The following is a 26,937-nucleotide window of genomic DNA, read 5'->3' as shown; positions in this document are numbered from 1 at the left end:
TCGCAGATAGCCTTCAGGGGTCCGACCCGAGTTGATTTACTGCGGAAGAGGCCCCGCCATGGCAGAGCTCCCCCCGGTCGAGTACGCCGTCGCCGTCGAGCGCTACCTGGCCGCCTCCGGGCTCGCCGAAGGCTCCCGGCGGATCTACCGGATCGCCCTGAACACCTGGGCCTGGGCCCTCGCCGACCGCCCCGCCCCCACCGGCCCCGAACGGCGGCGCGCCCGGCCGCCCGTCCTCCCGCTCGCCCTGCTCGACCACCCGGACGCCGCCCGCCGCCTGCGCACCGCCGCCGACCGCCGCCGCGCCGACACCGACCCGCGCACACTCAACCGCGAACTCTCCACCCTGCGCGCCGCCGTGGCCTGGTGGCGGGCCCAGCGCTGGCTCGACGACGACCCCACCACCGACCTGCACCCCGACCCGCGGCCCGAACCGACCGTCACTCCCCTGACACCCGACGACCTGCGCGCCCTCTTCACCCTCCGCGCGCCCCTGCGCGAACAGTCGCTCTGGCACCTGCTCCACGAGTCAGGCGCCGCCATCGACACCGTCCTCGCCCTCGACACCGACGACCTCGACCTGTCCCGGCACCGCACCCTCCACCGGCCCGGCCGCACCCCCGTCCACTGGCGGAGCGGCACCGCCCGGCTGCTCCCCCTCCTCGTCGCCGGCCGCACCGCCGGCCCGCTCTTCCTCACCGACCGCCGCGCCCCCGCCGGCACCCCCGCCCCCGACCGCTGCCCCCACACCGGCCGCGCCCGCCTCTCCTACCGCCGCGCCGCCGAACTCCTCACCGCCCACACCACCCCCTTGACCCCCGGCGCCCACGGCTGGACCCTGCGTCAACTACGTCCCGGTGCACCTCCCTCACTGGATTCCGACGGCCGGGCACGACACCCTGGCACCCCCGATCGAAGGGACCCCGAGTGATCCCCGACAACGAGACCCGGCGGCGCCGGGAGGCCGTCAGCCGACTCGCCACGGAACAAGCGGTGCTGATCGAGACCGCGGAGAGCTCCGGCACCGGCTTCCTGGTCGCCCCCGACACCGTGCTGACCTGCGCCCACGTCGTCCGCTCCGACCCGCACCCGGCGGTGACGGTGCACGGGCGCACGCTCCGGGCCGAGGTGGTCGCCCGGGAACCGCGGCAGGACCCGGACGGCGGCATCTACGCGTACCCGGACCTCGCGGTGCTCCGGCTCCCCGAACCGCTGGACACCGCAGGCGTCTGGCTCGCCGATCAGGTGCCCCCCGGCGGCTCGGACGTGATCGTCCACGGATTCAGCGACGCGACCCTGGACGCCGGCACCCACCGGGACACCCTGTACCTCTCCGTCGTCGGCCGCTCCGGCGAAGCGGGCCACTTCGTCCGGCTCAAGAGCGACCAGGTCGTCCAGGGGTTCAGCGGCAGCCTCGTGCTCGACCCCGCCACCGGGCGGGTGTGCGGAGTGCTCAAGACCTCCCGCGACGAGACGGCCGTCCTGGGCGGCTGGATGGTCCCCGTCGACGCGGTGCGGACCTGCTTCCCCGAACTGGCCCGGCGCAACGGACTCGGCCACCGGCCCGGCACGGCCTGGTACGACCTGGCGATGGACCGGGCCGGGCGCCAGGTCCGGCTCTTCGGGGCGTACGGACACCACCGGCCCCGCCAGACGCCCCGGCCGACCCCCGCCCAGCTGCTGACGCAGGGCGCGATGCCCTTCGTGGACCGCCCGGAACTCACCGAACTGCGGGCCTGGTGCGCCGACGGGACCCCGCTGCTGCTGCGCCTGCTCCACGCGCCTGGCGGCTCCGGCAAGACCAGGCTCGCCGCCGAACTGTGCCGGCTGATGGCCGAGGACGGCTGGCTCGCGGGCTTCGTACAGCGCAGCAGCCTCGCGGGGGCGGGGTGGCTGGACGAGCTGACCACCGCCCTCGACGACGGTCTGGCGGTCCTCGCCGTCTTCGACTACGCCCAGGCCCGGCTGGAGGACATCCGCACCCTGGTGGACCACGTCTCGCGGTTCGGACCCGAGCAGCCCCGGCTGCGCCTGCTGCTGCTCGCCCGCACGGCCGAGCCCTTCTGGCGGGCGCTGCAGAGCGGCGTCGACGACTGGGCACTGGCCGACGCCAGCGTCGTGGAACTCCCCAGGACGATCCCCTCCGTCCCCTCCGTCCCCTCCGCCGCCGCCGCCACCGCCACCGCCACCGCCACCGCCACCGCCACCGCCACCGGGGACGCCTCACCCGCCGCGCTGGTCGTCTCGGCCTTCGAGGTCTTCGCCCGACGACTCGGCCACGACCGCCTGCCCGTACCGAGGAGCCTTCCGTCGCGCGCCGGGCGGGAGGACTCGCTGCTCGGCGTGCTGGCACTCGCGCTGGACGCCGTCCTCACCCTCGCCCGGGGAAGCAGCTGGTCCGGGCACGGCGATCCGCTCGAACGGCTCTGCGACCACGAGGTCCGGGTCTGGCACGCGCAGCTCACGGCGTGGCTGCCCGCGGAGCCGGCCCTGGCCGGCGAGGCCGGCCGGCTCCTGGCGGAAGGGCTCCTCCTCGTCCCGGTGCTCGCCCCCGGGCGACGCTCGGACCGGCTGATCGCCCTGCTGGAACGGGTCCGGGCCGAGGCGTTCCCCCACCATCCGCCCCTCAACATGAACGTCGTCAACGCCCTCCTGCGCATGCTCTACCCGGCCGAGGACGGCCTGGTCGCCCCCGTCGGCCCGAGCCGGATCGGCGAGATCCTGGTCCGACGGGTGCTGAGTACGCCGGAGAGCTCGGGACGCTCCGAGGAGTACCTGCTCGCCCTGCTGGACCCGCCGCACCCCGCCTCGCCGCAGCAGCGGATCGCGGCGGCCACCGAGACCGTGGAGATCCTCGCCCGCGCCCGCGGCTGCACCGGGGTGGGGCGGGTCGTGGACCACCCCGCCCACCCGGCCCTGGACGCCGCACTGGCCCGGAGCATCGCCGAGCGGCCCGACGCGCTCCTGCCGGCCCTGGCCGCCAACGGCGCCGTACTGCCGCACGCCGAACCGCTGGCGGCCCTCATGCTGCCCGCCGTACGGGCGTGCGGACCGGACGTCCTCGCCGCCGTCGAGAGCCGGCTGCCCGGCTACCCCTCCAGCATGTCGCCGGTGGCGGCGCTGGTCCTGAAGCGCCTGCTGGACCAGCCGGACCCCGAATTCGGCGAGGAGGACCAGCTGCGCAGGCTGCGCCGCCTCATCAGCTACAGCCTCCGGCTCGACGAGACCGCCCCGGACGGACCCGCCGCGGACGGACTGGCCCCGGGCGGACTGGCCCCCGGCGGACCGGCCCCGGGCGGACCGGCCCCGGGCGGACCGGCCTCGGACGGACTGGCCCCCGGCGGACTCGGCGCGGACGGCGTCCGCCCCGGCGACTCGGCGCTGACCGCCGCCCAGCAGGCCGTCCGCCTCAGCCGGGACCTCGTCCGGCAGACCGGACGCCACCTCCCCGAGTACGCGAGGGCGCTCCACAACGTGAGCCTCCTGCTGCACCGCGCCCACCGGACCGAACCGGCGCTCGAACACGCCAGGTCGGCCGTCGCCCACTACGAGGAACTCCTCGCCGGGGCGGACGGGGACGACACCCTGCGCCAGACGTACCTCCTGGACACCGCGACGGCGCTGAGCACCCTGGCCCTGGTGCGGATGGAGGACGGCCAGGTGAGCGCCGCCCTCGACGCGGCCGCGCACGGCGTCGAGCTGTGCGAGGAGGCCGAACCGGGGGCCCGGCAGGACGACACCCTGCTGACCTGCCTCCAACTCCTCGCCCGGTGCGGGCAACTGGCCGGCCGACCCGTCGAAGCGGTGGCGGCCGGCTACCGGGCGCTCGCGCTGCTGCGCGAGCTCGCCGACCAGCAGCCCGGCCGCTACCTGGCCAGGCTCCCGGAGGCGTTGCACCGGCAGGCGATCGGCCTCGTCCGGGCCGGACGGGACGACGAGGCGTACCGCGCGCTGCGGGAAGCCGCACAGCTGCGCGCCGCCCTTCCGCCCGGCGACCGGCAACGGCTCGCCGCACAACGGTCCTCGCTCCGGATGCTTGTCCAACTCTCCTCGGAGATAACCGAGTTCACCGACGAGCGCGCACACTGGGTGGAGCAGCTGGCGACCATGGGCAATCATGGCAGGTGAGGCCGTCGCCACCTGCGGCCCTACGACGGCAGGTAGGAGCATGATGCCCACGGACTCTCAGGACCTCGCCGCGCCCGCCCCGATCCGACGCCGCCAGGCCGTCGAGGTCTTCGGGAACCGCTTCGGCCGGCTCTACAACGACGAGGTCGTCGCCCCGGGCGGCACGGCCGGCAACTACCTCCGGTGGCAGTGGTCGCAGACCGGCGTCGTCGTGGTGGCGACCGGCCCCGACGGCATCGCGCTGGTGCCCTCCTACCGCTACCCGGTCGGCGCCGCCTCGCTGGAGTTCCCGCGCGGCGGCTGCGAGCCCGGCGAACCCCCGGAGGAGGCCGCCGCGCGCGAGCTCAGGGAGGAGACCGGCCTCATCGCCTCCACCGTGGAGAGCCTCGGCCTGATCCACGCGGACACCGGCCTGATCGAGAACGGCATCCACGTCTGCCGCGCCACCGTGCTCCCCGGGGGCACCGCCACCGCCCGTCCGGAGGCCATGGAATCGGTGACCGACCCGGTCTGGGTCTCCCCCGACCTGATGGCGCGCTGGCTGCGGCAGGGCCGGATCACCTGCGGCGTCACCCTGGCCGCCTTCGCCCTCCTCCAGGCCCACCCCGACCCGCAGACCGGGGCGGTCAGAGGGTGACCACCCGCTCGAAGGGATCGAGCTCGCGCAACGGCCGCGGCTGCGCCCGGCGCTGCGGGTCCGGGCCCGCCGCACCCGGGCCGTTCACCACGTGGAGCGACAGGTCGCGAACGCCGTCGGTCGCCGGGGAGACCACCTCCAGGCCGGCCCCCAGCCGACCGGCGACCGGGTCCTCGTCCAGCCCGAAGCGCATCAGCCGGACCTCACCCCGCAAGTGCTCCCACGCCAGACCCCCGACACGGCGGAAGGTGCGCTCGAACGCCTCCAGCGTCCACGAGCTGAACTCGTCGACCGCCGAACGCAGCACCGCCGTGTCCGGCTGGATCCCCCGGCGCAGCCGCCCCAACTCCGCGACCAGGGCCACCCGGGAGGGCTGCTCGATCGCCTCGAACACCACCTCCACCGGAAGTTGGGACAGCAGCAGGTTGTCGAGCATCACCGCCGGGAACCCCGCGTACTCGACGAGTCGCCGGCTCCGGAAGACCGGGATGGTGCCCTCGCCGTCGCGCGGGCCGGCCATGCCGACGCCCAGGGCCTGCGGCAGCGCCCGCCGGTAGGACTCGCCGGCCCAGTCGTCCACCGACTGGAGCACGAGGACGAGTTCGGCGCTGCCCCCCGGGCGCGCGCTCCGGTAGCCGGCCAGCCAGTCCCGGAGTTGCTTGTAGAGCAGCGGATCCTGCTCGGAGACCCAGGCGCGAGCGGCTTCGAGGGCCTCCCGCGCGCTCCCGGCGAAGTCCCGCTCGGCGGCCTCGATCCGCGTCAGGACACCGGACTTGAACGCGGCGGCGACGGCCGACCCGTCGTACGGCACCGTGTGCGCGGACGACACCCCGGTCAGCCGCTCCACGTAGGGGACGTCGGGCGCGTTCTCCACGCCCTCGGCCCGGTGGCCGTCGCTGATCCGGTGCAGGGTCCCGCCCGCCCGCAGCGCGACCCGCAGCCGGCCCGCCTCCAGGAGGGCGCCGAAGTCCGAGAGCGCCGCCGTACCCGGGGACCAGCGGACCTTCCGCGCCTCCTCGGCGTCGACGAGCGCTCGGAAGTACCTGTTGTTGAGGCCCTGCGAGTCGCCGATCAGCAGGGTGTCGGCGAAGAGGACATGCAGCAGGACCCGCGACCGCAGGTCCGAGGCCCGGTCGATCGGCGCCGCCGCGTGCGGCTCCACATCGGAGAGGTAGATGCGTTCAGTACCCGCCGCCCGCTGTCCCATATCCATGGCCTGCCACCCCTCGGCGCCCGATACAGTTCCCCTCGCGAAGAAGAAGGATAGGCCCACGGCCCGGGCCGGTCACCGGTTTTCCGGCAATTCGACCCCGGCAACGGCACCCCTTGGAGGAGAAATGTCGGAGCTTGTCCAAGTAGTGACGCCCGAGGGGACATTCTGGGCCCGCATCGAGGAGCAGCGCGGGCCCAGGGACGTCGCCCTGCGCCGCCCCAGCTACCAGCTGGACGACCTCGCGAGCACCCTCCAGACCGTGGTCGGCAACGTGCGATCCGGCCTGCGGGCGGCCGCCCCCGACGAATTCACGCTCGAATTCGGAATCGAGCTCTCCGTCAAGACGGGAGTCCTCGTGAGCGCGGTGACGGGAGTCGACGGAAAGGCCAGCCTGAAGGTGACGGCAACCTGGCGGAAAAGCGGCGAGACCGCCCTTTCCGGCCCGCCGAACGAACCGGAGGAATCGGAGGAATCCGATGACTCGAACGAACCCGCCGAATCCGGCGAACCGGGCGAATCCACACCCGAACCCACCTGATCGACCGCCACGCACCACCCCACGGCCTGCGGCACGCCCCGGCAACGACGAAGGGCCGGCTCCGCCGGATCACTCCGGCGAGCCGGCCCTTCGGGCACCGGTCGCATTGCTTCCTACGCGAGCCCCCTGTCGGGTTCGAACCGACGACCCCCGCTTTACAAGAGCGGTGCTCTGGCCAGCTGAGCTAAGGAGGCACGGTGACCGTCCGCGAGGGATCACGGCGGCACCGGGGGCAGTCTACCGGGCCCGGCAGGTGGGGTGGGGGGATATCCGGGGGTTGGCGGGCTGGGTGGGCGTGATGGAACCGATGCCGAAATCGGGCGGGCTGGGGGCTGACAAGCGGCGGAGGCGCAGGTAGCGTCGCCCGGAGTCGGTTCGTGAGGTGGTTCAGACCACTGGGCGGGCTGACGGAGGCGAACGAACGCCCCTTTACTCGGATCGTCCGGCACGTTCCTGCCGGTGAAGGAGAGAACAACCATGGCTTCTGTCACGTACGACCAGGCGACCCGCGTCTACCCCGGGGCGGACAAGCCCTCGGTGGACGCGCTGGACCTGGAGATCGCGGACGGCGAGTTCCTCGTGCTGGTCGGCCCCTCGGGCTGCGGCAAGTCGACCAGCCTGCGCATGCTGGCCGGTCTGGAGGACGTCAACAGCGGCTCCATCCGGATCGGTGACCGGGACGTCACGCACCTGCCGCCGAAGGACCGGGACATCGCCATGGTGTTCCAGAACTACGCGCTGTACCCGCACATGACCGTCGCCGAGAACATGGGCTTCGCGCTCAAGATCGCTGGCGTGAACAAGGCGGAGATCCGCACCAAGGTCGAGGAGGCCGCGAAGATCCTCGACCTGACGGAGTACCTGGACCGCAAGCCGAAGGCGCTGTCGGGTGGTCAGCGGCAGCGTGTCGCGATGGGCCGCGCGATCGTGCGCCAGCCGCAGGTCTTCCTGATGGACGAGCCGCTGTCGAACCTGGACGCGAAGCTGCGCGTCTCGACCCGTACCCAGATCGCCGGCCTCCAGCGCCGCCTGGGCATCACGACGGTGTACGTCACCCACGACCAGACCGAGGCGCTCACCATGGGCGACCGGGTCGCGGTGCTCAAGGGCGGCGTGCTCCAGCAGGTCGACACCCCGCGCAACATGTACGACCGGCCCTCCAACCTGTTCGTGGCCGGCTTCATCGGCTCGCCCGCGATGAACCTGGTCGAGGTCCCGCTGGTGGACGGCGGCGTGAAGTTCGGCGGCTCGGTGGTCAACGTCTCGCGCGACGACCTGGCCGGCGCCGGCACCGACAAGTCGGTGACGGTCGGCATCCGCCCGGAGCACTTCGAGATCGTCCCGGCGGGCGGCATCGAGGGTGTCGCGGTGACGGTGAACGTCGTCGAGGAGCTCGGCTCCGACGGCTTCGTGTACGGCACCACCAAGATCGGCGGCGAGGACAAGGAGCTGGTCGTCCGCGTGCACGGCCGGCAGATCCCGGCCCGTGGCGAGACGATCCACGTCGTGCCGATCGCCAACGAGACCCACGTGTTCTCGACCAGCTCGGGCGCCCGTCTGAGCAGCTGAGCACGGCGCGCCCTGCCGGTCGGTCGACCGGCAGGGCAAGCTGGCACGACGGAGCCCGTCGGACCATTCCTGGTCCGGCGGGCTCCGTCCGTACACCCCCACGTCAACACGGTGGGGGGACGAACCCGGACACGGTGTCACTCGATGGTGTCACGGAGGGCGATCCGGCCCGTACCCACCGCTACTCTCCTGAGGGTGAAGCAGCTTGTACGCCGTATCGGCCAGACCGTCGCCCTGACCCTGCCGGTCGTCCTGGTGACCACCGGCACCCTCGCCGTGACCCGGGTGCCATGGGCCCCGCCGACCAACCTCGACCAGCAGGTCGTGGCGGCGTCCAGTGGTGACGGCACCGGGATCGGGCGTTCCGCCACCGCCACCGCGGGCACGTCCCCGGACGGGCTCGCCCCGCAGGAGTCTCTGCGGGTGGTGCTGCTGGACGAGCTGCGGGCCAAGAACCCGTCCGCCGCGCTGGACCTGCTGGAGCGCTCGATGCGCGAACAGCCGTCGCTGACGCCGTACTGCACCTCGCTCGCCGGAGAGCTGGGCAAGGCGGCGGTGCGCAAGTACCAGGGCGACGTCCAGCGGGCCCGGTCCTTCGCCCGCCCGGTCTGCGACGGGTCGTTCGCGGCGGGCATCGCCGGCTGACCCCCTCGGCCGCGGGCCGACGAGGCCGTCGGGCCCACCGGCAGCCGCGGGCCGACGGCGCCCGCGGCCTCGGGTTCCCACCCCCGGTGGGCGCCCTATTCTTCAGGCATGACCGCTGACTCCGGCCCCACCGCCGACCTCGCGTCCCCGCCGACCCACCCGTCCCGGCCGACCACGACGCCCGTCACCCAGGCCGTGATCCTGGCCGGCGGCCAGGGCTCCCGGCTGCGGCCCTACACGGACGACCGCCCGAAGCCGCTGGTCGAGATCCCCGGGACGGGCACGCCGATCCTCGGCCACCAGCTGACCTGGCTGGCCTCCGAGGGCGTCACCGACGTGGTGGTCTCCTGCGGGCACCTCGCCGCCGTGCTGGAGGAGTGGCTCGACAAGGCGGATCTGCCGCTGCGCGTGCGCACGGTGGTCGAGGAGGAGCCGCTCGGACGCGGCGGCGGCCTCAAGTACGCGGCCAAGGCGCTGCCCCGCCCGGACGAGCCCTGGTACGCCACCAACGGCGACATCTGGACCCGGTTCAGCCTGCGCGACATGGCCGCCTTCCACCACGAGCGGGACGCCGTCGCGACGCTCGCGCTGGCCCGACCGCGGATCCCGTGGGGGGCGGTGGAGACCGACCAGTTCGGCAACGTGCTGGACTTCATCGAGGCGCCGCCCTCGCCGTTCCTGATCAACGCCGGGCTGTACGTGTTCAGCCCGGAGTTCGCCGAGCTGCTGCCGGACGTGGGCGACCACGAGCGCACCACGTTCCCGCAGCTGGCGCGCAGCAAGCGGCTGGCGGGCTACCAGCTGCCGCAGGGCGTGTACTGGCGCGCCATCGACACCGCGAAGGACCTCACCGAGGCGGCCAAGGAGCTCGCCTCCGGGGCCGGCCGCACACCGCAGTAACCGCCGCTCCCCCAGCCTCGCGCCCCAGCACCCGCGCCCCAGCACCTCAGCCCCCTGCGCACGACGATCGGCCGGGTGCTCCGCCAAGGAGCACCCGGCCGATCGCGTCCACGGGCCGTCAGGTGGACGTGGGCGCCCCCGGGTGGGAGGAGCGGGCGCCGCCGGACAGGTCGGCGAGCGGGCCGCTGCCCAGCACCCCGCCGAGCAGCCCGGGGCTCGCCCCCGAGCTCGGGCTGGGCTTGGACGCCGCCCCCGAGCCGGCGGGGGCCGGGGTGCTGCGCTGGGCGGGCGAGGAACCGGCCGACGGCGCGGCGGCGGCCGGCGCGGCGGGGGTCGGGGTCGTGCCGGCCCCGGTCTCCGCCTTGGTGGAGTGCCCCTTGCCGCTCGGCGTCGGGCTGCCCGGGCGGGTTGCCGGGGCGGAGGAGGGCGGGGTGGTCGGGCTCGGCGTGGGGGTGGCCGGGCGCGGGGCGGGCGAGGGCGAGGTGGACGAGCCCTGGCCGCCCGGGGTGCCGGTCGGGGCGCCGCTGGGCCAGACCGGCGTGCCGTAGTCGGTGGCCGGACGGGCCGGTGCCTGGTGCGTCCGGGCCCCGGTCCGCACCGCCGCGCCGAACATCGAGCCGAGCAGCAGGGTCGCCCCGACCACGACCGTGGTGACCACCGTGCCGCGGCGCAGCACCCGGCGGCGCAGCGCGGCGGGCGCGTCGGCGCCGTAGCGCCGCCAGGCCTCCAGGTTGAGCCGCCCGTCCAGGGAGGCGAACGGCGCTCCGGCGATCAGCAGCGGGCTCCAGGCCGCCAGGAAGATCAGGTCGGGGGTGTCGTAGACCGGCACGGCCCGCCAGCTGACGGTGAACAGCAGCGCGGCGGAGAGGAGCATCGCCGCCCCGGCCGCGAGCCGCTGCCAGAGGCCGAGGACGGTCAGCACGCCGACCACGACCTGGGTGAACGACACCACCAGGCCGGCACCGACCGGGTGCGCCATGGCGAAGGCCAGCAGCGGTTCAGCGACCTTCCAGGGGTGCAGCGAGGCGAGCCAGCGCATCATCGAGCCGCGCTCGCCGCCGTCGAAGTAGACCGGGTCGCAGAGCTTGCTGAACCCGGCGTAGACGGACAGCGAGCCGAGGACGGCGCGCAGCGGCAGCAGGACCAGGCCGAGGTCGACCCGGCGGCCGGGGTACCAGGGCTGCTTGCCCTCGGCGGCCGTCGCGGAGACCTCGGGGAGCTCGCCGCTCGGGGTCCAGCCCTGCGGTGCGCCGACCGGGCCGATGCCCGCGTCGGTGGCGGTGCCGGCACCCTCCCGGGGCTGGCGCGGGACGGTCCGGGCGCCCGAGTAGGACGGGATCACCCGGGTGTCCGACACGCCCGGGCCGCCGCCGTCGGGTCCGGAGCCGGTGAGCCGGACGGCGTCCAGCAGCTGGGTGGCCGCGAGGTCCCCGGGGGGCGCCTGCCCGGTCCAGGTGACGGCGGTGACCCGGCCCTTGCGGCGCGGCGCACCGCCCCCGGCGGCCCCCGCGAGCGCCGGGACGGCGGAGGCGGGCACCACGACCTGCGGGGTGACCAGCGGACGGCGGATCAGGCCCTGGTTGGCGTACGGGTCGCCGAACGCGGCGCCGGTGGACAGCAGTCCGGCCGGGGCCTCGATCAGCGGCGCCACCGGGGCGCCGAGCCGGAGCCGGAAGCTCGCCTGGGTGATGCTGAGGCGCGCGGGGTCGGACGGCACCTTGACCGTGTCAAGGCCGGGGCCCGCGTCTATCCCGGTGCTGCCGCCGCCGAACAGGGGGCGCCGAGGTGTTCTGGTGTCCACGCCCGTCTAACCGGGTGACCACCGCTTAGGACACTCTCCCGAGTGGATGTCCGGCGCATACTTGAAATGATCATGAGAAAAGCGATCGGGCCTGGTCGGGCCCGATCGCTTTTCACTCGGATTGCGGAGAATTCAGAAGTTCCCCTGCGCCCCGCACACCGGCTGTGCTCAGCGCTTGGCGCGCAGTCGCGCGGCCTCGTAGAGCACGATGCCCGCCGCGACACCGGCGTTCAGCGACTCGGTCAGCCCGGACATCGGGATCCGCACCCGCATGTCGCAGGTCTCCGAGACCAGCCGGGACAGACCCTTGCCCTCGCTGCCCGCGACGATCACCACCGGGCCGGTCAGCAGCTCCAGGTCGCCCAGCTCGGCCTCGCCGTCGGCGGCCAGGCCGACCACCATGAGGCCGGCCTTCTGGTAGGCCTCCAGGGTGCGGGTGAGGTTGGTGGCCCGGGCGACGGGCAGACGGGCGGCGGCGCCGGAGGAGGTCTTCCAGGCGCCGGCGGTCATACCGGCCGCGCGGCGCTCGGGGATGACCACGCCGTGCGCGCCGAAGGCGGCGGCGGAGCGGACCACGGCGCCGAGGTTGCGCGAGTCGGTGACGCCGTCCAGCGCGATGATCAGCGCGTCCTGGCCCGAGTCGGAGGCCTCGACCAGCAGGTCGTCGGGGTGCGCGTACTCGTACGGCGGCACCTGGAGCACGAGGCCCTGGTGGTTGAGCCCGCCGGTCATCTGGTCCAGCTGCGGGCGCGGGGCCTCCATCAGCGGGATGCCACGGTCGTTGGCGGCCTGGAAGGCCTCGCGGACGCGGTCGTCGGTGTCGACGAACTGCTGGACGTACAGCGCGGTGGCCGGGACGCCGCCCTGAAGGGCCTCGACGACCGAGTTGCGGCCGAAGACGAGCTCGGCGCTGCCCGCGCCGCCCCGGCCGCCGCGACCGGCGCCGCCGGCGCGGCGCATGCCGGCGCGGGCCTTGGCGTCCCGCTCGCGCTTGACCGCGGCGTTGGCGGCGCGCTGCTTCGGGTGGCCCTTGCGCTCCGCTCCGGGCGGGGTCGGGCCCTTGCCCTGGAGCCCCTTCCGGCTGTGGCCGCCGGTACCGACAGACGCGCCCTTCTTCGACCCGGGGTTGCGGCGGTTCCTGCGCTGGCTGTTGCCGGCCATGGCTGTACTTCCTGTCTGTCCGGCATGCCCGGCCGCCCCGTTCTGTCCGGCGGCGGCCGACTGCATGCGCTACGTCATGCGGGAGGGCCGCACCGGTCCGGTACGGCCCACCCTCACCCCGATCGTCAGATGGGGTTACTGGCTGTTGATCGTCCAGCGCGGGCCGGACGGGGTGTCCTCGATCACCAGCCCGGCCAGGCCGAGCTGGTCGCGGATGGCGTCCGCGGTGGCGAAGTCCTTGCGCTGACGCGCCGCCTGCCGCTGGTCCAGGACCAGGCGGACCAGCGAGTCGACCACACCGTGCATGCTCTTCATTGTCCCAGGCTCGCCGCGCTCCGACCCGGCCCACTGCGGGGCGAGCGGGTCGAGACCCAGCACTCCGAGCATCGCACGGACCTCGGCCAGACGCGCCACCGCGTTCTCCTTGTCGTCCGCGTTCAGGGCGCTGTTGCCCTGGCGGACGGCGGTGTGCACGACGGCGAGCGCCTGCGGAACGCCCAGGTCGTCGTCCATCGCCTCGGCGAAGGCCGGCGGCACCTCGGGGGCGGCGTCGACCGCCCCGCAGCGCTCGACGGTGCGCTGGATGAAGCCCTCGATCCGGCCGAACCCGGCCTCGGCCTCACGCAGGGCGTCCTCGCTGTACTCGATCATCGAGCGGTAGTGCGGGGTGCCCAGGTAGTAGCGGAGCACGATCGGACGCCAGCGCTGGACCATCTCGGAGACCAGCACCGAGTTGCCCAGCGACTTGCTCATCTTCTCGCCGGCCATGGTGACCCAGGCGTTGTGCACCCAGAAGCTGGCGAAGGCGTCGCCGTAGGCCTTGGACTGGGCGATCTCGTTCTCGTGGTGCGGGAAGATCAGGTCCAGCCCGCCGCCGTGGATGTCGAAGGCCGGGCCGAGGTACTTGTGGACCATCGCCGAGCACTCCAGGTGCCAGCCCGGCCGGCCGCGGCCCCACGGGGTCTCCCAGCTCGGCTCGCCCGGCTTGGCGGCCTTCCACATCGCGAAGTCGCGCTGGTCCCGCTTGCCGGTCTCGCCCTCGCCCTCGGGCTGGCGCAGGTCGGCCAGCTTCTGGTTGGAGAGCGCGAGGTAGTCCGGGTACGACTTCACGTCGAAGTAGACGTTGCCGTCGGCCGCGTAGGCGTGGCCCTTCTCGATGAGCCCCCGCATCATCTCGACCATCTCGGGGATGTGCCCGGTGGCCCGCGGCTCGACGGTCGGCGGCAGGCAGCCGAGCGCGGTGTAACCGTCGTTGAACGCCCGCTCGTTCTCGTAGGCGATCTGCCACCACGGGATGCCGAACTCGCGCTCCTTGGCGATCACCTTGTCGTCGATGTCGGTGACGTTCCGGGCGAAGGTGACCTGGTAGCCGCGGTAGGCGAACCACCGCTGCATGATGTCGAAGTTGAGACCGGACCGGATGTGCCCGATATGAGGCGCCGACTGGACGGTAGCGCCGCACAGGTAGATCGAGACACAACCCGGTACAAGCGGGACGAAGTCGCGTACCTGGCGGGTGCTGGTGTCGTACAGGCGAATGCTCACAGCGTCAAGCGTAGTGGGCAGGAGGGGGTGCCCCGCGACATTCCCCGGGAATGATATGCCGCACTCCCGGGGAACCACGGGCCGCGCGGGCCGGTCAGATGTTGCCGACCACCTTGCGCGGGCTGAGCCGGACGACCACCCGGACGTCGTCCGGGCCGTCGAACCCGTACTCCTCGCCGCGGTACTTGCGGGACAGTTCGTTGATCAGCTCCCGGCCGCCCTCGGTGGTCATCGTCGCCGAGCCGCGCACCTCGACGTACTCGTACGGGTTCTCCGGCGGGTTGACCACGAGCGAGATGCGCGGGTCCCGCACCAGATTGAGGTGCTTGCGGCGGCCCTGGACGGTGGAGAACAGGATGTCGTCGCCGTCCCGCGTGACCCAGACGACCGAGGACTGGGGGCTGCCGTCGGGCTGGATCGTGGACACCACGGCGAAACTCTTGCGGTCGAGCAATTCCTTGGCGGGGCCAGAGAGTTCGACGCCCATCGAGAACCTCTTCTCATCGTCGGCGGTACGGCCCGAGGGGAAGCCCCGCCCGGGCCCGAAACCGCACACTACCGACCGATCCACCGCCACGCCGGGTGAACACTCGTCAGGACCCGCCTATTCCGGCCCTGCTGACCGCGCCCGGCTCAACGCCGTTCGTACACCAGGGCCGTGGCGATCGCGGCCAGCCCCTCGGCCCGACCGGTCAGGCCCAGGCCGTCCGTTGTGGTGCCGGACACCGACACCGGCGCACCGGCCGCGGCCGACAGCGCGGCCTGCGCCTCGGCCCGCCGCTTGCCGATCTTCGGCCGGACGCCGACCACCTGGACCGCGATGTTGCCGATCTCGAAGCCCTCCGCGCGCACCAGCCGGGCCGCCTCACCGAGCAGCTTCACCCCGGAGGCGCCGGCCCACTCCGGCCGGTCGGTGCCGAAGTGCGCGCCCAGGTCGCCGATCCCCGCGGCCGAGAACAGCGCGTCGCAGGCCGCGTGCGCGGCGACGTCGGCGTCCGAGTGCCCGGAGAGCCCGACCCCGGCGTCCGGCCACTCCAGTCCGGCCACCCAGAGCGGGCGGCCGGCCTCGAAGGCGTGCACGTCGGTGCCGATGCCCACGCGCGGCAGCACGGGGGGCGGGGCCTGGGCGGCGGGCGTCAGCGGGTCAGTAGGCATCGGCGGCCCTCCGGCGGGCGAGTACGGCCTCGGCGAGCACGAGGTCCAGTGGACGGGTGACCTTGAACGCCTCCTCGTGGCCGGGCACCACGACGACCTGGCCGCCGTAGCGCTCCACCAGGCCCGCGTCGTCGGTGACCGGCGGCGCGCCGTCGGCGCCCGCGGCCTCCTCGGCCAGCGCCTTGGCGTGCACCCCGACCAGGGTGGCCCGGTCGAAGCCCTGCGGGGTCTGGACCGCGCGCAGGGTGGCCCGGTCGGGCGTGTCGAGCACCGGCTCGGGGCGGCCCGGGCTCGGCTCGACCCGCTTCACCGTGTCGGCCAGCGGCACCGCGGGCACCACCGCCCCGGCCCCGGCCCGGACGGCGGCCGCCACCGCGTCCACCACCTCGACCGGGACGAGCGGGCGGGCCGCGTCGTGCACCAGGACGATCTCCACCTCGGCCGGGATCGCGGCCAGGCCGAGCCGGACCGATTCCTGGCGGGTGGCGCCACCGGCGACCACCCGGATGTCCTTGCCGTCCAGCCCGTGGCTGTCCAGCAGGGCGACCACCTCGGCCACCCCGTCGGCGGGCGCGGCGACCACGACCAGGCCGACCGCCCGACTGCGGGCCAGCGCCCGCACGGCGTGCACCAGGAGCGGCACGCCGCCCAGTTCCCGCAGGGCCTTCGGGGCACCGGGCCCCAGCCGCTCACCGCGTCCGGCGGCGGGCACCACTGCTGCTGCGACTGCTGCTGAGGCGTTCAGGTTTCACTCCTTCGGAGAAGTGGGTATGGCCTTGGCGTGCCCGGCGGGCGCTACGGGCCCCTTCCGAAGAATTACGGTCCAACCGTCCGCCGCACAATCCCGCAGAATCGGTCTTGCAGGACGGAAAACGGTCTTGCCGGGCCTGGACCGGCTCGGGGCGGGGGCGTCGTCCGGACACGCCTCAGCGCCCGAAGTGCCACTGCACCACCCCGGGACGCTTGGTCCTGGGAGCGGCGCGCCGACACCGGGCGCTGTGAGCGGTGGGCGGCAGCCCGACTGCGCTACGAGGCCAGCACCTCGTCGAGCAGCGTCTCCGCCTTGTCCTCGTTGGTGTTCTCCGCCAGCGCGAGCTCGCTGACGAGGATCTGGCGCGCCTTCGCGAGCATCCGCTTCTCGCCGGCCGAGAGGCCGCGCTCGCGCTCACGGCGCCAGAGGTCGCGCACAACCTCGGCGACCTTGATAACGTCGCCAGAGGCGAGCTTCTCCAGGTTCGCCTTGTAGCGACGGGACCAGTTGGTCGGCTCTTCGGTGTACGGTGCGCGCAGCACCTCGAAGACCCGGTCCAGACCCTCCTGGCCGACTACATCGCGCACGCCGACGAACTCCGCGTTCTCAGCGGGCACGCGGAGCGTCAGGTCTCCCTGCTGCACCTTGAGCACCAGGTAGGTCTTGTCCACACCTTTGATCTGGCGAATTTCGATGGCCTCGATCAGCGCGGCCCCGTGATGGGGGTAGACCACCGTGTCGCCAACCTTGAACGTCATGTGACAGGACCCCTTCCGTGGCTTTCCAGAATAACACGCTTTTCAGCGCACCCGAAGGGCGTTTTCGCAGGTCAGGGCCGGTCTCGGGGCTTGACAAGGACCCCCATGACGTGCTGCGACCGGTGTTCGAGGGAGGCTTCCCGCAGGTCGGAGGCGGTTCCAGCGTTCGGCGAAACCTTGCGCAACACCCGGGAAACCATGATTGGATCTTGGGTTTTCACCGTTTATCGGGCCGTATCCACATCGTTATTCGATCTTGGTCGAAGCTTGTCCCGAGGGTGACCCGGACACGCCACAAGTGCGGCCGGACGGCCGCCCCGCGAACCCCGGGAGTGCGACACGGGGACCACCCCGTGAGGAGCGCATAAGTGAGGTCGATAATCTGAGGCCTGACCTATCGACACGTTGACTTAGGAGAAGCCGCCGCCGTGAGCCGCAGCCTTCGACGCGGCAGCATCGCCGCCATCGCCGCCATCGCCATCGCCTCGCTGTCGTCCTGCGCCGCCGGCAACACGCCGGACACGCTGCAGGTCAAGCCCGACAACGCGGCGGCAACCCTCGGAACGAACCTTCGGCTGAACAACATCGTGGTCGTCACCGGGGACGAGTCCTCGGGCGAGCACAACGGTCCCGCCAACGTGACCGTCAACATCGCCAACACGGGCAGCACCCCGGCGGAGCTGCAGTCCGTCACCGTCGGCAACGGTGCCACCGCCGCGTTCTCCGACGCCGCGGGCGCCCCGCTGTCCACCATCGTCGTCCCGGCCGGCGGCGCCGTGGCGATCGGTGGCGAGGGCAACCCGTCCGCCAAGGTCGCCTCGGTCGGCGTCCAGGTCGGCGGCTTCGTCCCCACCTCGTTCACCTTCAAGGACGGCCAGAAGGTCGACGCCCAGGCCGGCGTGAGCCCGAACAAGGGCCTCTACAAGGGCTTCGGCCCGACGTCGGCCCCGGCCGCCGCGCCCACCAAGGGCGCCACCACCGCCGCGACCACCCCGGCCGCCGGCACCACCACCCCGGCCGCCCCGGCCACCACCGGTGCGGCCACGCCGTCCGGTGCCGCCACCCCGGGTGCCACCCAGTCCGCCGGCGCCCACTGACGCACCACCCGGTGTCCGGCGGGCCCTCCCGGGCCCGCCGGACACCAACGCGAAGGCCCCCTCCGGCAACTGCCGGCGGGGGCCTTCCGCGTCTGTCCGCGCCCGCGGTTTACGGCTCGAACTTGTAGCCCAGGCCGCGGACCGTGACCAGGTAGCGCGGGGCGCCCGGGTCCGGCTCGATCTTGGCCCGCAGGCGCTTCACGTGGACGTCCAGGGTCTTGGTGTCGCCGACGTAGTCCGCGCCCCACACCCGGTCGATCAGCTGCATGCGGGTGAGCACCCGGCCCGCGTTGCGCAGCAGCATCTCCAGCAGGTCGAACTCCTTCAGCGGGAGGTCGACCTTGGCGCCGTCCACGGTCACCACGTGCCGGTCGACGTCCATCCGGACCGGGCCCGCCTCCAGGGCGCCCGGGCCGCCGCCGTTCTCGCCGGCACCGCCGTCCTCGCCGCGGCGGCGCAGCACCGCCCGGATCCGGGCGACCAGCTCACGGGTGGAGTAGGGCTTGGTGACGTAGTCGTCCGCACCTATTTCCAGACCGACCACCTTGTCGATCTCGCTGTCCTTGGCGGTGACCATGATCACCGGCACGTTGGAGCGCACCCGCAGCTGACGGCAGACCTCGGTGCCCGGCAGGCCCGGCAGCATCAGGTCGAGCAGGACGAGGTCGGCGCCGTTGCGCTCGAACTGCTCCAGGGCGTCGGGGCCGGTGGCGGCGACGGCCACCTCGAAGCCCTCCTTGCGGAGCATGTACGACAGGGCGTCGCTGAACGACTCCTCGTCCTCGACCACCAGTACTCGGGTCACGATCAGGCCTCCGGGGCAAGCTGGGGGGTTGCGTCTGACAGGGGGTGTTCCCGCTCCCCCGTGGGGAGCGGACGGTCCGTGCGGCCTGTGGTGGCCGTCCGGTCCGTGGTGAGGGTTCTGGTGGGCGCGGCGGCGGCGCCACGGCCGCCGGTGGCACCGCGGGTGCCGAGGTCGCCGGTGTCGTCGAGGTCGTCGCCGTCCTCGGCCTCGGGCGCCTGCCCGGCGGGCAGGCGGATGGTGAAGGTCGAACCCTGGCCCTCGACGCTCCACACCGAGACCGTGCCGCCGTGCGAGGCGGCGACGTGCTTGACGATGGACAGGCCGAGGCCGGTTCCGCCGGTCGCCCGGGAGCGGGCCGGATCGACCCGGTAGAAGCGCTCGAAGACGCGCTCGCGGTCCTTCTCCGAGATGCCGATGCCCTGGTCGGTGACCGAGATCTCGATCAGCTCGCCGTCCGCCTCCCCGAGCGCCGCGGCGCTGGAGATCCGGCGGGTGGCGATCGCCACCCGGGTACGGGGAGGACTGTAGTTGACGGCGTTCTCGACCAGGTTGCCGAGCGCCGCGGCGAGCTGGCCGCGGTTGCCGTGCAGGTAGAGCCCGGCGATGCCGCCGGCCGTGATCAGGATCTGCTTGGCGGCGGCCTGCTGGCGGCAGCGGTCGATCGCCTCGGCGATCAGCTCGTCCACCGCGACGGGCTCCGGGTCCACCATCAGCCGGTCGTCCTGCACCCGGGAGAGGTCGATGATCTCCTGGACCAGGCTGGCCAGCCTGGTTGCCTCGATCTGCATCCGGCCGGCGAAGCGCTGCACCGCCTCCGGGTCGTCGGACGCGTCGGCGACCGCCTCGGAGAGCAGCGACAGGGCACCCACCGGGGTCTTCAGCTCGTGGCTGACGTTGGCCACGAAGTCCCGGCGGACCGCCTCCACCCGGCGGCGCTCGGTCTGGTCCTCGACCAGCACCAGCACCAGCCGGGAGCCCAGCGGGGCGACCCGGACGGAGACCGCGAGCGGCTCGCCCGCACGGGCCACGCCAGGGCGGGGCACCTCCAACTCGACCTGGCGGATCTCGCCGTCCCGGCGGGTGGCGCGCGCCAGCGAGAGCATCTGGTCCACGGCGACCGCGCCGCCGCGCACCAGTCCCATCGCGTACGCCGCGGAGCTGGCCTTGACCACCTCGTCGCCCTCGCCCAGCACGATCGCGCAGGAGCGGAGGACGGAGAGGACGGTGTCCACCCCCGGCGGCAGCGGGGGCTCCGGGGTGCCGGCGCCCAGGCCCTGGTGCCGACCGTGGTGTCTGCTGCTGGTGCCGCCGTACCTGCCCCTGGCCTGCTCGCGCTCGCTCCAACGGAAGGCGATGGAGGCCGTGAGGCCGACGCCGAGCCCGGCTATGGCGCAGGCAGCGGCGGCGGCCACGTTCACGTCCATGTGGCCAGCGTAAGCGCACGGCCAGGCCACTCCCCAAGGGCCCGATCAAGGCATCGGCCACGCGTTGCCGAGAATTCACCTTCACGTGGCCGCTGATTCACCACACCGGCCGTGCATCGTCGCCCGGACGGCCCAGAGTTGGCCATGCAGCCCGTGTGGGAGTGGGCGGCGGGCCGAACCACCGGCCGTCGCCTCAGGTGTGCGCGTACGATTCGCGCCACCAGCAGCGGTCACCCGGACGACAAGACGATCGTCGGACGGGCCGGCCGGTCGGCACCGCCACCGACACAGCTACTGAGGAGAGAGCATGCGCGACGCGTACCACGAGGAACTCGATGCGATCGGCGACAGCCTGGTCGAGATGGCCCGACTGGTCGGCTCGGCCCTGGGCCGGGCCACCACCGCACTCCTGGACGCGGACCTGGCGCTGGCGGAGAGCGTGATCGCCGCCGACGAGAAGATCAACGACCTCCACCACGAGCTGGAGAACCGCGCGATCGACCTGCTCGCCCGCCAGCAGCCGGTCGCCACCGACCTGCGCATCGTCGTCACCTCGCTGCGGATGAGCTCCGACCTGGAGCGCTGCGGCGACCTCGCCCGGCACGTCGCCAAGGTCGCGCGGATGCGCTACCCCGACTCCGCCGTGCCCGGCGACCTGCACTCCACCGTCCTGGAGATGGGCCAGCTCGCCCAGCGCCTGGTGGCCAAGACCGGCCTGGTGATCGCCACCAAGGACGTCGACAAGGCACTGGAGCTGGAGCAGGACGACGACGCCATCGACTCCCTGCACCGCGAGCTGCTGTCGCACCTGATCGACGACCGCTGGCACCACGGCATCGAGACCGCCGTCGACATCACCCTGGTCGGCCGCTACTACGAGCGCTTCGCGGACCACGCGGTGTCGGTCGCCAAGCGCGTGGTGTACCTGGTGACGGGCGAGCACGTGGCCGAGTTCGTGGCCGCCTCGGAGGCCGCGGCGGCGGAGTGACCTCGTGCGGGTGCGGTGCGGCCGCCTCGGGGCTCGGCGTCTCGGGGCTCGGCATATCGGGATCGGGATCGGGCTCGGGCTCGGGCTCGGGCTCGGGGCTTCAAGGGGCGGCCGCTCCCCTCGCGGGGTGAGTAAACCTGCGACAGGGGTGGTGGGGGCGCACGACGCCCCGTACATCCCACCACTGCGCGCCTGTTGACGCTCCCTCCGATCGGCGGCTTCACTCGACGTTGGGGGCACAGGACTGTGCCCGTCACTAGGAGGGAACAGCTCGATGAAGGCCAACCCCACCCGACCGGCACGCGCCCACGAAACCGTCGAGCCGCCCACCCCGAAGCTCCTGCCCGTCCTCGCGGCCGGCTGCGGCTGCGGCCCCGGCTGCGGCTGCGGCTGCCAGTCCGGCGCGCCCTGCCAGTGCGGCGGCGCGGACGGCGGCTGCTGCGGCGGCCACTGAGCGGTCCGCCGCCGAGGAGTTCCCGAGGTGCACGGCCTTCCGTCGGCCGTGCACCTCGTTGCGCGTCCTGGTGCCGCGGGTCCGCGGCACGGCGTCACCGTGCCGCCCCGGGCGTCAGAACTGGACGTCGGTGCAGGAGTAGAAGGCGTTCCCGGTGTCGGCGATCGTCCAGACCGCGACCACGACCTGGTGGCCGGTGCGCCCGCTCGGGACGGTCGCGGTGTGGCTGAGCGTGCTGGGCACCTGCTTCCCGCCGTACGGGGCGATCAGGAAGGGCGTCAGGTCCAGGCTGTCCCGGGTGACCGGCTGGCTCGCGTCGTAGCCCGGCTTGGTCAGGTAGTAGCGGAAGTCGGTGGTCGCGTGCCGGGCGGTGAACGTCCAGGTGAAGGTGAGCTGCTGCCCCGCCGTCACCGCGGTGGTCGGCCAGGCACCGCCGTGCGGGTCGTCCAGCTCGGCGAAGCGGGAGTTGCCGCCGGCGCAGATGGTGCCGTCGGCGGGCCCGGCGTTCGGGAAGCCCTTGGGGCCCTCGACGCTCTGCGGCTCCCACTGGATGTCGCCGCAGTCCCACGACACCCCGCCCGCTCCGCAGAGCGCGGCCCTGCTGGGCGGCGTCGAGATGTACCCGTGGGACTGCGCCGGGACGGCGAGGGTGAGCGGCACCGCGAGGGCGGCGACCACCGCCCCGACGATGTGACGTGTGCGCATGATGCTCCTCCGTGGGGGTGGATGGAGAGTGCGCCGGGACGCAGACGCGCGCGCGTGGGGGTGCGGCGGCCGGGACGGGGAGATCCTTGGCATGCCTGCGGCAGTCCGGCGCCCTCACCGTAGGAGCGGACTCCGCCACCCGTCAATGGTCTGAACCACTATTGGGACGAGTCCGGATCCGGCCGCCGAATCCGGACTCAACTCGACTTCCGCACAGGCCGGTTGAACGACGAAGGCCCCGCCCCCGGCGAACCGGGAGGCGGGGCCGTTTCGCCAGGCGGGTTACTTCTTGCCCTGGTTCTTGACCGCCTCGATGGCCGCGGCGGCGGCGTCGGCGTCGAGGTAGCGGCCGCCCTTGGTGACGGGCTTGAAGTCGGCGTCGAGCTCGTACACGAGCGGGATGCCGGTCGGGATGTTCAGGCCCGCGATGGCCTCGTCGGAGATGCCGTCGAGGTGCTTGACCAGCGCGCGCAGGCTGTTGCCGTGGGCGGTGACCAGGACGGTCTTGCCGGCGGCGAGGTCCGGGACGATGGCGTCGTACCAGTACGGGAGCATCCGGTCGACGACGTCCTTCAGGCACTCGGTGCGCGGACGCAGCTCGCTCGGGATGTCCGCGTAGCGGGCGTCACCGGCCTGCGAGTACTCGGCGTCATCGGCCAGCACCGGCGGCGGGGTGTCGTACGAGCGGCGCCACAGCTGGAACTGCTCCTCGCCGAACTCGGCCAGGGTCTGGGCCTTGTCCTTGCCCTGGAGCGCACCGTAGTGTCGCTCGTTCAGGCGCCAGCTGCGGCTGACCGGGATCCAGTGGCGGTCGGCCCTGTCCAGGGCGATCTGCGAGGTGCGGATCGCACGGCGGAGCAGCGAGGTGTGCAGCACGTCCGGGAACAGGCCCTCGGCGGCCAGGAGCTCGCCACCGCGCGCGGCCTCCTTCTCGCCCTTCTCGTTGAGGTCGACGTCGACCCAACCGGTGAACAGGTTCTTCTGGTTCCACTGGCTCTCGCCGTGGCGGAGCAGGATGAGTCGGTACGTCGTGTCAGCCATGGCCCCCAGCTTAATGGAGGCAGGAAAAGCGCTGGTCCGGACCTACGGCAGATGTGTAATGTGTGCACCGCCTATCTGACACTTACATACGTCGGCTGACCGGACCTGCCCGTGCCGCTCGGCGGACGCCTGCCCCGGGAGCCCCCCACATGCCCGTCGCCCTGTTCACCAACCCCCGGATCCGAAAGCTGATACAGGAGACGGTGGGCGGGCTGCCACGGGAGTTCTGGTGGCTCTGGGTGAGCACGCTGGTGAACAAGCTGGGCGCTTTCGTGCTCACCTTCCTCGCGCTCTACCTGACCACCAACCGGGGGTACTCGGCCTCCTACGCGGGCCTGGTGGCCTCCCTCTACGGCCTCGGCTCGGCGGTCGCCGCGATCGGCGCCGGCGTGCTGACCGACCGGATCGGCCGGCGCCCGACCCTGGTCGCCGCCCAGCTCGGCACCGCACTGTTCACCGCCGTACTCGGCTTCACGGACGGCCAGGTGGCGATCGCCACGGTGGCCTTCCTGGTCGGCCTCTGCAACAACGCCACCCGGCCCGCGACCTCGGCGATCATCGCCGACCTCGTCCCGGCCGAGGACCGGGTCCGCGCGTACTCGCTGAACTACTGGGCGATCAACATCGGCTTCGGCCTCTCCGCCGCCGTGGCCGGCCTGATCGCCACCCACGGCTACCTCACGCTCTTCCTGCTCGACGCGCTCTCCACGCTGGTGTGCGCGGTGGTGATCTTCATCCGGATCCCCGAGACCAAGCCGCAGGACTCGCCGCAGCACGGGAAGGGGACGGACGAGCCGACGGTCGGCCTCGGCGCGGTGTTCCGGGACGGGCGGTTCATGGCCGTCGTCGGGCTCAACCTGCTGCTCGCCCTGATCCTCCAGCAGGGCAGCACCACCCTGGCCGTCGACATGGGTGCCGCGGGCATCAGCTCCACCGAGTACGGGCTGGTCATCGGCCTGAACGGACTGCTGATCGTGGTGCTCCAGATCCCGCTCACCCGGTGGATGGAGGCCCGCTCCCGGACCGCCATGCTGATAGCCAGCTGCCTGATCACGGGCTGGGGCTTCGGGCTGGCGGCGCTGGCCGGGTCGTCCGCGTGGCTGTTCGCCCTCTCGGTGGCGGTCTGGACGGTCGGCGAGGTCCTGAACGCGCCGACCATCATGGGACTGGTCGCCGAACTGGCGCCGACCCACGCGCGCGGCCGCTACCAGGGCGTCTACTCGCTCTCCTGGTCGCTCGCCTCGTTCCTCGGCCCGGCGATCGGCGGTCTGCTGCTGCAGCACGCCGGCTCCGCAGTGCTCTGGATCGTGTGCGGGGTCTGCGGCACGGTCGCGGCGGCCGGGCACGTGGTGCTCGGGCGGCGCACGGACGCGACGGCGGGCCGCGCCGGGGCGGTGCCGGAGGTCGCGGTGACCGAGGTCGCGGTGACCGAGGTGACCGAGGTGACGGAGGTGCCGGTGACCGAGGTGACGGAGCCCGCCGCGGAGAAGAAGGCTCCGGCGGGCATCTGAGGGCGTCGGCCCCGCTGCCGGGTCAGTCGGCCGCCGGGGCGGCCAGGTGGGCGAAGGCGGCCAGGTTGCGGGTGGACTCCCCGCGCTTGGTCCGCCACTCCCACTCGCGCCGGATCGCCGAGGCGAAGCCCAGCTCCAGCAGGGTGTTGAACGGCTCGTCGGCGTTCTCCAGCACCGTCCCGAGCAGCCGGTCCACGGCGTCCGGGGTGAGCGCCTCCAGGGGCAGGCGGCCGGCCAGGTAGACGTCGCCGAGCGGGTCGATCGCGTACGCGACGCCGTACAGCCGGGTGTTGCGCTCCAGCAGCCAGCGGTAGACGGCCTCGTGGTTCTCGTCCGGTCGGCGGATCACGAAGGCGTTCACCGACAGGGTGTGGTCGCCGACCCGCAGCGCGCAGGCGGTGCTCAGCTTGCGGGTGCCCGGGAGCGTCACCACCAGCGTGTACGGGTCGGTGGCGGCGGGCTCCCAGGCCGCTCCGGCGTCGTCCAGGGCGGTGCGCAGGAGGGTCAGGGCCTCGTCCTTGGTGCGGATTGCCATGGGGGTGACGTTACTCGGCGGTACCGGGGGCGCGCACCAGCGGTGCGTACCCCCGGCCGCCGCAGTCGGGCCGCAGTCGGCTCGTGGTCCGGCCGCGGTCAGGCCGCGGTCAGGCCAGCCGCCGCCGGGCGGCGGCCAAGCGGCCGGCCGGGCGGGCCAGGCTTCCGGCGTACACCTCGGCGGTGCCGGCCGCGGCGGTGTCCCAGCCGAAGCCGGCCGCGTGCCGGGCCGCCGCCGCGCCGCGCCGGGCGACCAGGCCCCGGTCGGTGACGTACGGCTCCAGCGCGTGCGCCCAGGCCGCCGGGTCGTGGCCGTGCACCAGCGTGCCCGTCTCGCCGTCCCGCACCGCGACCGGCAGGCCGCCGACCGAGGCCGCCACCACCGGGGTGCCGCAGGCCTGCGCCTCCAGAGCGACCAGCCCGAAGGACTCGCTGTACGAGGGCATCACCAGCGCCGTCGCCGCGTGGTACCACTGCGCGAGCTCGGCCTGGCCGACCGGCGGATGGAACCGCACCACGTCGCCGATGCCCAGCTGGGCGGCGAGCTTGTGCAGGCTCTCCGGCCGGGCCAGTCCGGTGCCGGACGGACCGCCGACCACCGGCACCAGCAGGTGCTCGCGCAGCCCCGGGCGGCGCGCCAGCAGCTCGGCGACCGCCCGCAGCAGCACGTCCGGGGCCTTCAGCGGCTGGATCCGGCCCGCGAAGAGCAGCACCGCGGCGTCCTGCGGCAGGCCCAGCCGGGCCCGGGCGGCGGCCCGCGCCGACGCCCCGCCGGGGCGGAAGACGTCCAGGTTGACGCCGGGGTGGACGACGGCCAGCTGGTCCGGCCGGGCAGCGTAGTGCAGCGCCAGCTCGGCGGCCTCCTCGGTGGTGTTGGCGATCAGCCGGTCGGCCGCCTCGACCACCTGGGTCTCGCCGATCACCCGGGCCGCGGGCTCGGGCGTGTCACCCTCGGCCAGCGCGGCGTTCTTCACCTTCGCCATGGTGTGCATGGTGTGCACCAGCGGCACCCCCCAGCGCTGCGCGGCCAGCCAGCCGACCTGCCCGGAGAGCCAGTAGTGCGAGTGCACCAGGTCGTAGTGGCCGGGGCGGTGGCCCGCCTCCGTCCGCAGCACCCCGTGGGTGAAGGCGCACAGCTGGGCGGGCAGGTCCTCCTTCAGCAGGCCCTCGTACGGGCCGGCGGTGACGTGCCGGACCAGCACGCCGGGGGCCAGCTCGACGGTGGGGGCGTCGTCCGAGCAGATCGCCCGGGTGAACACCTCGACCTCGATGTTGAGCGCGGCCAGGCGCTTGGCCAGCTCGACGATGTAGACGTTCATCCCGCCGGCGTCCCCCGTGCCGGGCTGGTGCAGCGGCGAGGTGTGGACACTCAGCATCGCTATCCGGCGCGGGCGGCGGCGGCCCGGGACGAGCGACTGGAGCCGGCCCCGCGCGGGCGCGGCGGGCTGGGCACGGCGTACCGAACGGACGGGGTGCTGGATCACCTGGCTGAAGCCTCCTCTGTGCGGCCCGTCTCGGCGGCCCGCGCACGGGCCGCCCGCTGTCCGGTGTGCGCTGCCCCGTCCCGGGCACACATC

25 protein-coding genes and 1 tRNA gene are annotated in these 26,937 nt (G+C 73.3%); 11 read left to right on the top strand and 15 right to left on the bottom strand.

The features are described 5' to 3' along the window. Nucleotides 1-58: 58 nt before the first annotated feature. From AC07AL_RS15680 to AC07AL_RS15670, 3 genes are read left to right on the top strand one after another with little or no spacing between them, the layout of a single operon-like run. Nucleotides 59-931, top strand: a complete 873-nt coding sequence (locus tag AC07AL_RS15680) for a hypothetical protein (protein WP_363631745.1) — start codon at nt 59-61, stop codon at nt 929-931. Further along, complete coding sequence (locus tag AC07AL_RS15675) at nt 928-4,128, top strand: trypsin-like peptidase domain-containing protein (protein WP_478317652.1); 3,201 nt, start codon at nt 928-930, stop codon at nt 4,126-4,128. The genes AC07AL_RS15680 and AC07AL_RS15675 overlap by 4 nt, the downstream gene beginning before the upstream one ends. A 43-nt stretch (nt 4,129-4,171) precedes the next feature. Continuing rightward, entirely contained in the window at nt 4,172-4,765 is a 594-nt protein-coding gene (locus AC07AL_RS15670) for an NUDIX hydrolase (RefSeq protein WP_363631749.1), read from the top strand. Here the strand turns inward: AC07AL_RS15670 and AC07AL_RS15665 are convergent. Further along, on the bottom strand, nt 4,755-5,978 hold the full coding sequence (locus tag AC07AL_RS15665; RefSeq protein WP_478317651.1) for a hypothetical protein: 1,224 nt from the start codon (nt 5,976-5,978) through the stop codon (nt 4,755-4,757). The genes AC07AL_RS15670 and AC07AL_RS15665 overlap by 11 nt on opposite strands. A 124-nt stretch (nt 5,979-6,102) precedes the next feature. On the opposite strand from AC07AL_RS15665, the gene AC07AL_RS15660 reads away from it, so the two are divergent. Further along, a complete protein-coding gene (locus AC07AL_RS15660; RefSeq protein ID WP_478317650.1) occupies nt 6,103-6,516 on the top strand; it encodes a CU044_2847 family protein in 414 nt (137 codons plus the stop codon). A 120-nt stretch (nt 6,517-6,636) separates the two neighbouring features. Here the strand turns inward: AC07AL_RS15660 and AC07AL_RS15655 are convergent. Further along, nucleotides 6,637-6,710, bottom strand: a tRNA-Thr gene (locus AC07AL_RS15655). Between the two features lie 283 nt (nt 6,711-6,993). Here AC07AL_RS15655 and AC07AL_RS15650 point away from each other — a divergent pair. The 3 genes from AC07AL_RS15650 to AC07AL_RS15640 all read left to right on the top strand — a co-directional run bounded on the left by AC07AL_RS15650 (nt 6,994) and on the right by AC07AL_RS15640 (nt 9,630). Next, a complete protein-coding gene (locus AC07AL_RS15650; RefSeq protein WP_363582337.1) occupies nt 6,994-8,085 on the top strand; it encodes an ABC transporter ATP-binding protein in 1,092 nt (363 codons plus the stop codon). A 195-nt stretch (nt 8,086-8,280) separates the two neighbouring features. Then, nucleotides 8,281-8,730 carry a hypothetical protein gene (locus tag AC07AL_RS15645; RefSeq protein ID WP_363582339.1) on the top strand — a complete coding sequence of 150 codons (450 nt, stop codon included), beginning with the start codon at nt 8,281-8,283 and terminating at the stop codon, nt 8,728-8,730. Nucleotides 8,731-8,838: 108 nt separating this feature from the next. Next, complete coding sequence (locus AC07AL_RS15640) at nt 8,839-9,630, top strand: nucleotidyltransferase family protein (RefSeq protein WP_363631764.1); 792 nt, start codon at nt 8,839-8,841, stop codon at nt 9,628-9,630. Between the two features lie 118 nt (nt 9,631-9,748). On the opposite strand, the gene AC07AL_RS15635 is transcribed toward AC07AL_RS15640, so the two are convergent. The 7 genes from AC07AL_RS15635 to AC07AL_RS15605 form a co-directional block, all read right to left on the bottom strand. Then, entirely contained in the window at nt 9,749-11,431 is a 1,683-nt protein-coding gene (locus AC07AL_RS15635; RefSeq protein ID WP_478317649.1) for a DoxX family membrane protein, read from the bottom strand. Between the two features lie 168 nt (nt 11,432-11,599). Next, on the bottom strand, nt 11,600-12,592 hold the full coding sequence (rlmB, locus tag AC07AL_RS15630) for a 23S rRNA (guanosine(2251)-2'-O)-methyltransferase RlmB (RefSeq protein WP_363582345.1): 993 nt from the start codon (nt 12,590-12,592) through the stop codon (nt 11,600-11,602). Nucleotides 12,593-12,727: 135 nt separating this feature from the next. Then, nucleotides 12,728-14,137 carry a cysteine--tRNA ligase gene (gene cysS, locus AC07AL_RS15625; protein ID WP_363582347.1) on the bottom strand — a complete coding sequence of 470 codons (1,410 nt, stop codon included), beginning with the start codon at nt 14,135-14,137 and terminating at the stop codon, nt 12,728-12,730. Nucleotides 14,138-14,231: 94 nt separating this feature from the next. After that, nucleotides 14,232-14,624, bottom strand: a complete 393-nt coding sequence (locus AC07AL_RS15620; protein WP_063348796.1) for a PPOX class F420-dependent oxidoreductase — start codon at nt 14,622-14,624, stop codon at nt 14,232-14,234. 146 nt (nt 14,625-14,770) lie between these two features. Continuing rightward, a complete protein-coding gene (gene ispF, locus AC07AL_RS15615; RefSeq protein ID WP_478317647.1) occupies nt 14,771-15,292 on the bottom strand; it encodes a 2-C-methyl-D-erythritol 2,4-cyclodiphosphate synthase in 522 nt (173 codons plus the stop codon). Then, on the bottom strand, nt 15,282-16,037 hold the full coding sequence (gene ispD, locus AC07AL_RS15610) for a 2-C-methyl-D-erythritol 4-phosphate cytidylyltransferase (RefSeq protein ID WP_363582488.1): 756 nt from the start codon (nt 16,035-16,037) through the stop codon (nt 15,282-15,284). Before ispD ends, ispF begins: the two co-directional genes overlap by 11 nt. Nucleotides 16,038-16,318: 281 nt before the next feature. Next, the gene (locus AC07AL_RS15605) at nt 16,319-16,801 is read right to left on the bottom strand and encodes a CarD family transcriptional regulator (protein ID WP_030244332.1); all 483 of its coding nucleotides are present in this window, start codon (nt 16,799-16,801) and stop codon (nt 16,319-16,321) included. Between the two features lie 428 nt (nt 16,802-17,229). Between AC07AL_RS15605 and AC07AL_RS15600 the strand changes: the two genes are divergently transcribed. After that, nucleotides 17,230-17,898, top strand: coding sequence for a DUF461 domain-containing protein (locus tag AC07AL_RS15600; protein WP_363582351.1), 669 nt, complete (start codon nt 17,230-17,232; stop codon nt 17,896-17,898). Between the two features lie 109 nt (nt 17,899-18,007). On the opposite strand, the gene phoP is transcribed toward AC07AL_RS15600, so the two are convergent. Both phoP and AC07AL_RS15590 read right to left on the bottom strand, forming a co-directional pair. Next, a complete protein-coding gene (gene phoP, locus AC07AL_RS15595) occupies nt 18,008-18,703 on the bottom strand; it encodes a two-component system response regulator PhoP (protein ID WP_030061050.1) in 696 nt (231 codons plus the stop codon). A 2-nt stretch (nt 18,704-18,705) separates the two neighbouring features. After that, a complete protein-coding gene (locus AC07AL_RS15590) occupies nt 18,706-20,127 on the bottom strand; it encodes a sensor histidine kinase (RefSeq protein WP_363582353.1) in 1,422 nt (473 codons plus the stop codon). A 307-nt stretch (nt 20,128-20,434) separates the two neighbouring features. Between AC07AL_RS15590 and phoU the strand changes: the two genes are divergently transcribed. Both phoU and AC07AL_RS15580 read left to right on the top strand, forming a co-directional pair. After that, entirely contained in the window at nt 20,435-21,115 is a 681-nt protein-coding gene (gene phoU / locus AC07AL_RS15585; protein WP_350878362.1) for a phosphate signaling complex protein PhoU, read from the top strand. A 274-nt stretch (nt 21,116-21,389) separates the two neighbouring features. Next, on the top strand, nt 21,390-21,569 hold the full coding sequence (locus AC07AL_RS15580; RefSeq protein ID WP_063348791.1) for a hypothetical protein: 180 nt from the start codon (nt 21,390-21,392) through the stop codon (nt 21,567-21,569). A 114-nt stretch (nt 21,570-21,683) separates the two neighbouring features. On the opposite strand, the gene AC07AL_RS15575 is transcribed toward AC07AL_RS15580, so the two are convergent. Both AC07AL_RS15575 and AC07AL_RS15570 read right to left on the bottom strand, forming a co-directional pair. Further along, the gene (locus AC07AL_RS15575) at nt 21,684-22,274 is read right to left on the bottom strand and encodes a lytic polysaccharide monooxygenase (protein ID WP_063348790.1); all 591 of its coding nucleotides are present in this window, start codon (nt 22,272-22,274) and stop codon (nt 21,684-21,686) included. Between the two features lie 282 nt (nt 22,275-22,556). Next, the gene (locus AC07AL_RS15570) at nt 22,557-23,315 is read right to left on the bottom strand and encodes a phosphoglyceromutase (protein ID WP_363582356.1); all 759 of its coding nucleotides are present in this window, start codon (nt 23,313-23,315) and stop codon (nt 22,557-22,559) included. Between the two features lie 149 nt (nt 23,316-23,464). Here AC07AL_RS15570 and AC07AL_RS15565 point away from each other — a divergent pair, with 149 nt between their 5' ends. Beyond that, nucleotides 23,465-24,826 (top strand): MDR family MFS transporter, encoded by a 1,362-nt coding sequence (locus tag AC07AL_RS15565; protein WP_478317645.1) that lies wholly within the window; start codon nt 23,465-23,467, stop codon nt 24,824-24,826. Between the two features lie 22 nt (nt 24,827-24,848). Here the strand turns inward: AC07AL_RS15565 and AC07AL_RS15560 are convergent, their stop codons facing one another. Both AC07AL_RS15560 and mshA read right to left on the bottom strand, forming a co-directional pair. After that, nucleotides 24,849-25,361, bottom strand: coding sequence for a type III secretion system chaperone family protein (locus tag AC07AL_RS15560; RefSeq protein WP_363582360.1), 513 nt, complete (start codon nt 25,359-25,361; stop codon nt 24,849-24,851). Nucleotides 25,362-25,470: 109 nt separating this feature from the next. Beyond that, nucleotides 25,471-26,841 (bottom strand): D-inositol-3-phosphate glycosyltransferase, encoded by a 1,371-nt coding sequence (gene mshA / locus AC07AL_RS15555; RefSeq protein ID WP_400809995.1) that lies wholly within the window; start codon nt 26,839-26,841, stop codon nt 25,471-25,473. Nucleotides 26,842-26,937: the final 96 nt, after the last annotated feature.

This window comes from Kitasatospora sp. NPDC043949, from assembly GCF_056435365.1.
The sequence above is the reverse complement of the archived record's forward strand: the minus strand, read 5'-3'. Positions and strand labels throughout refer to the sequence as shown.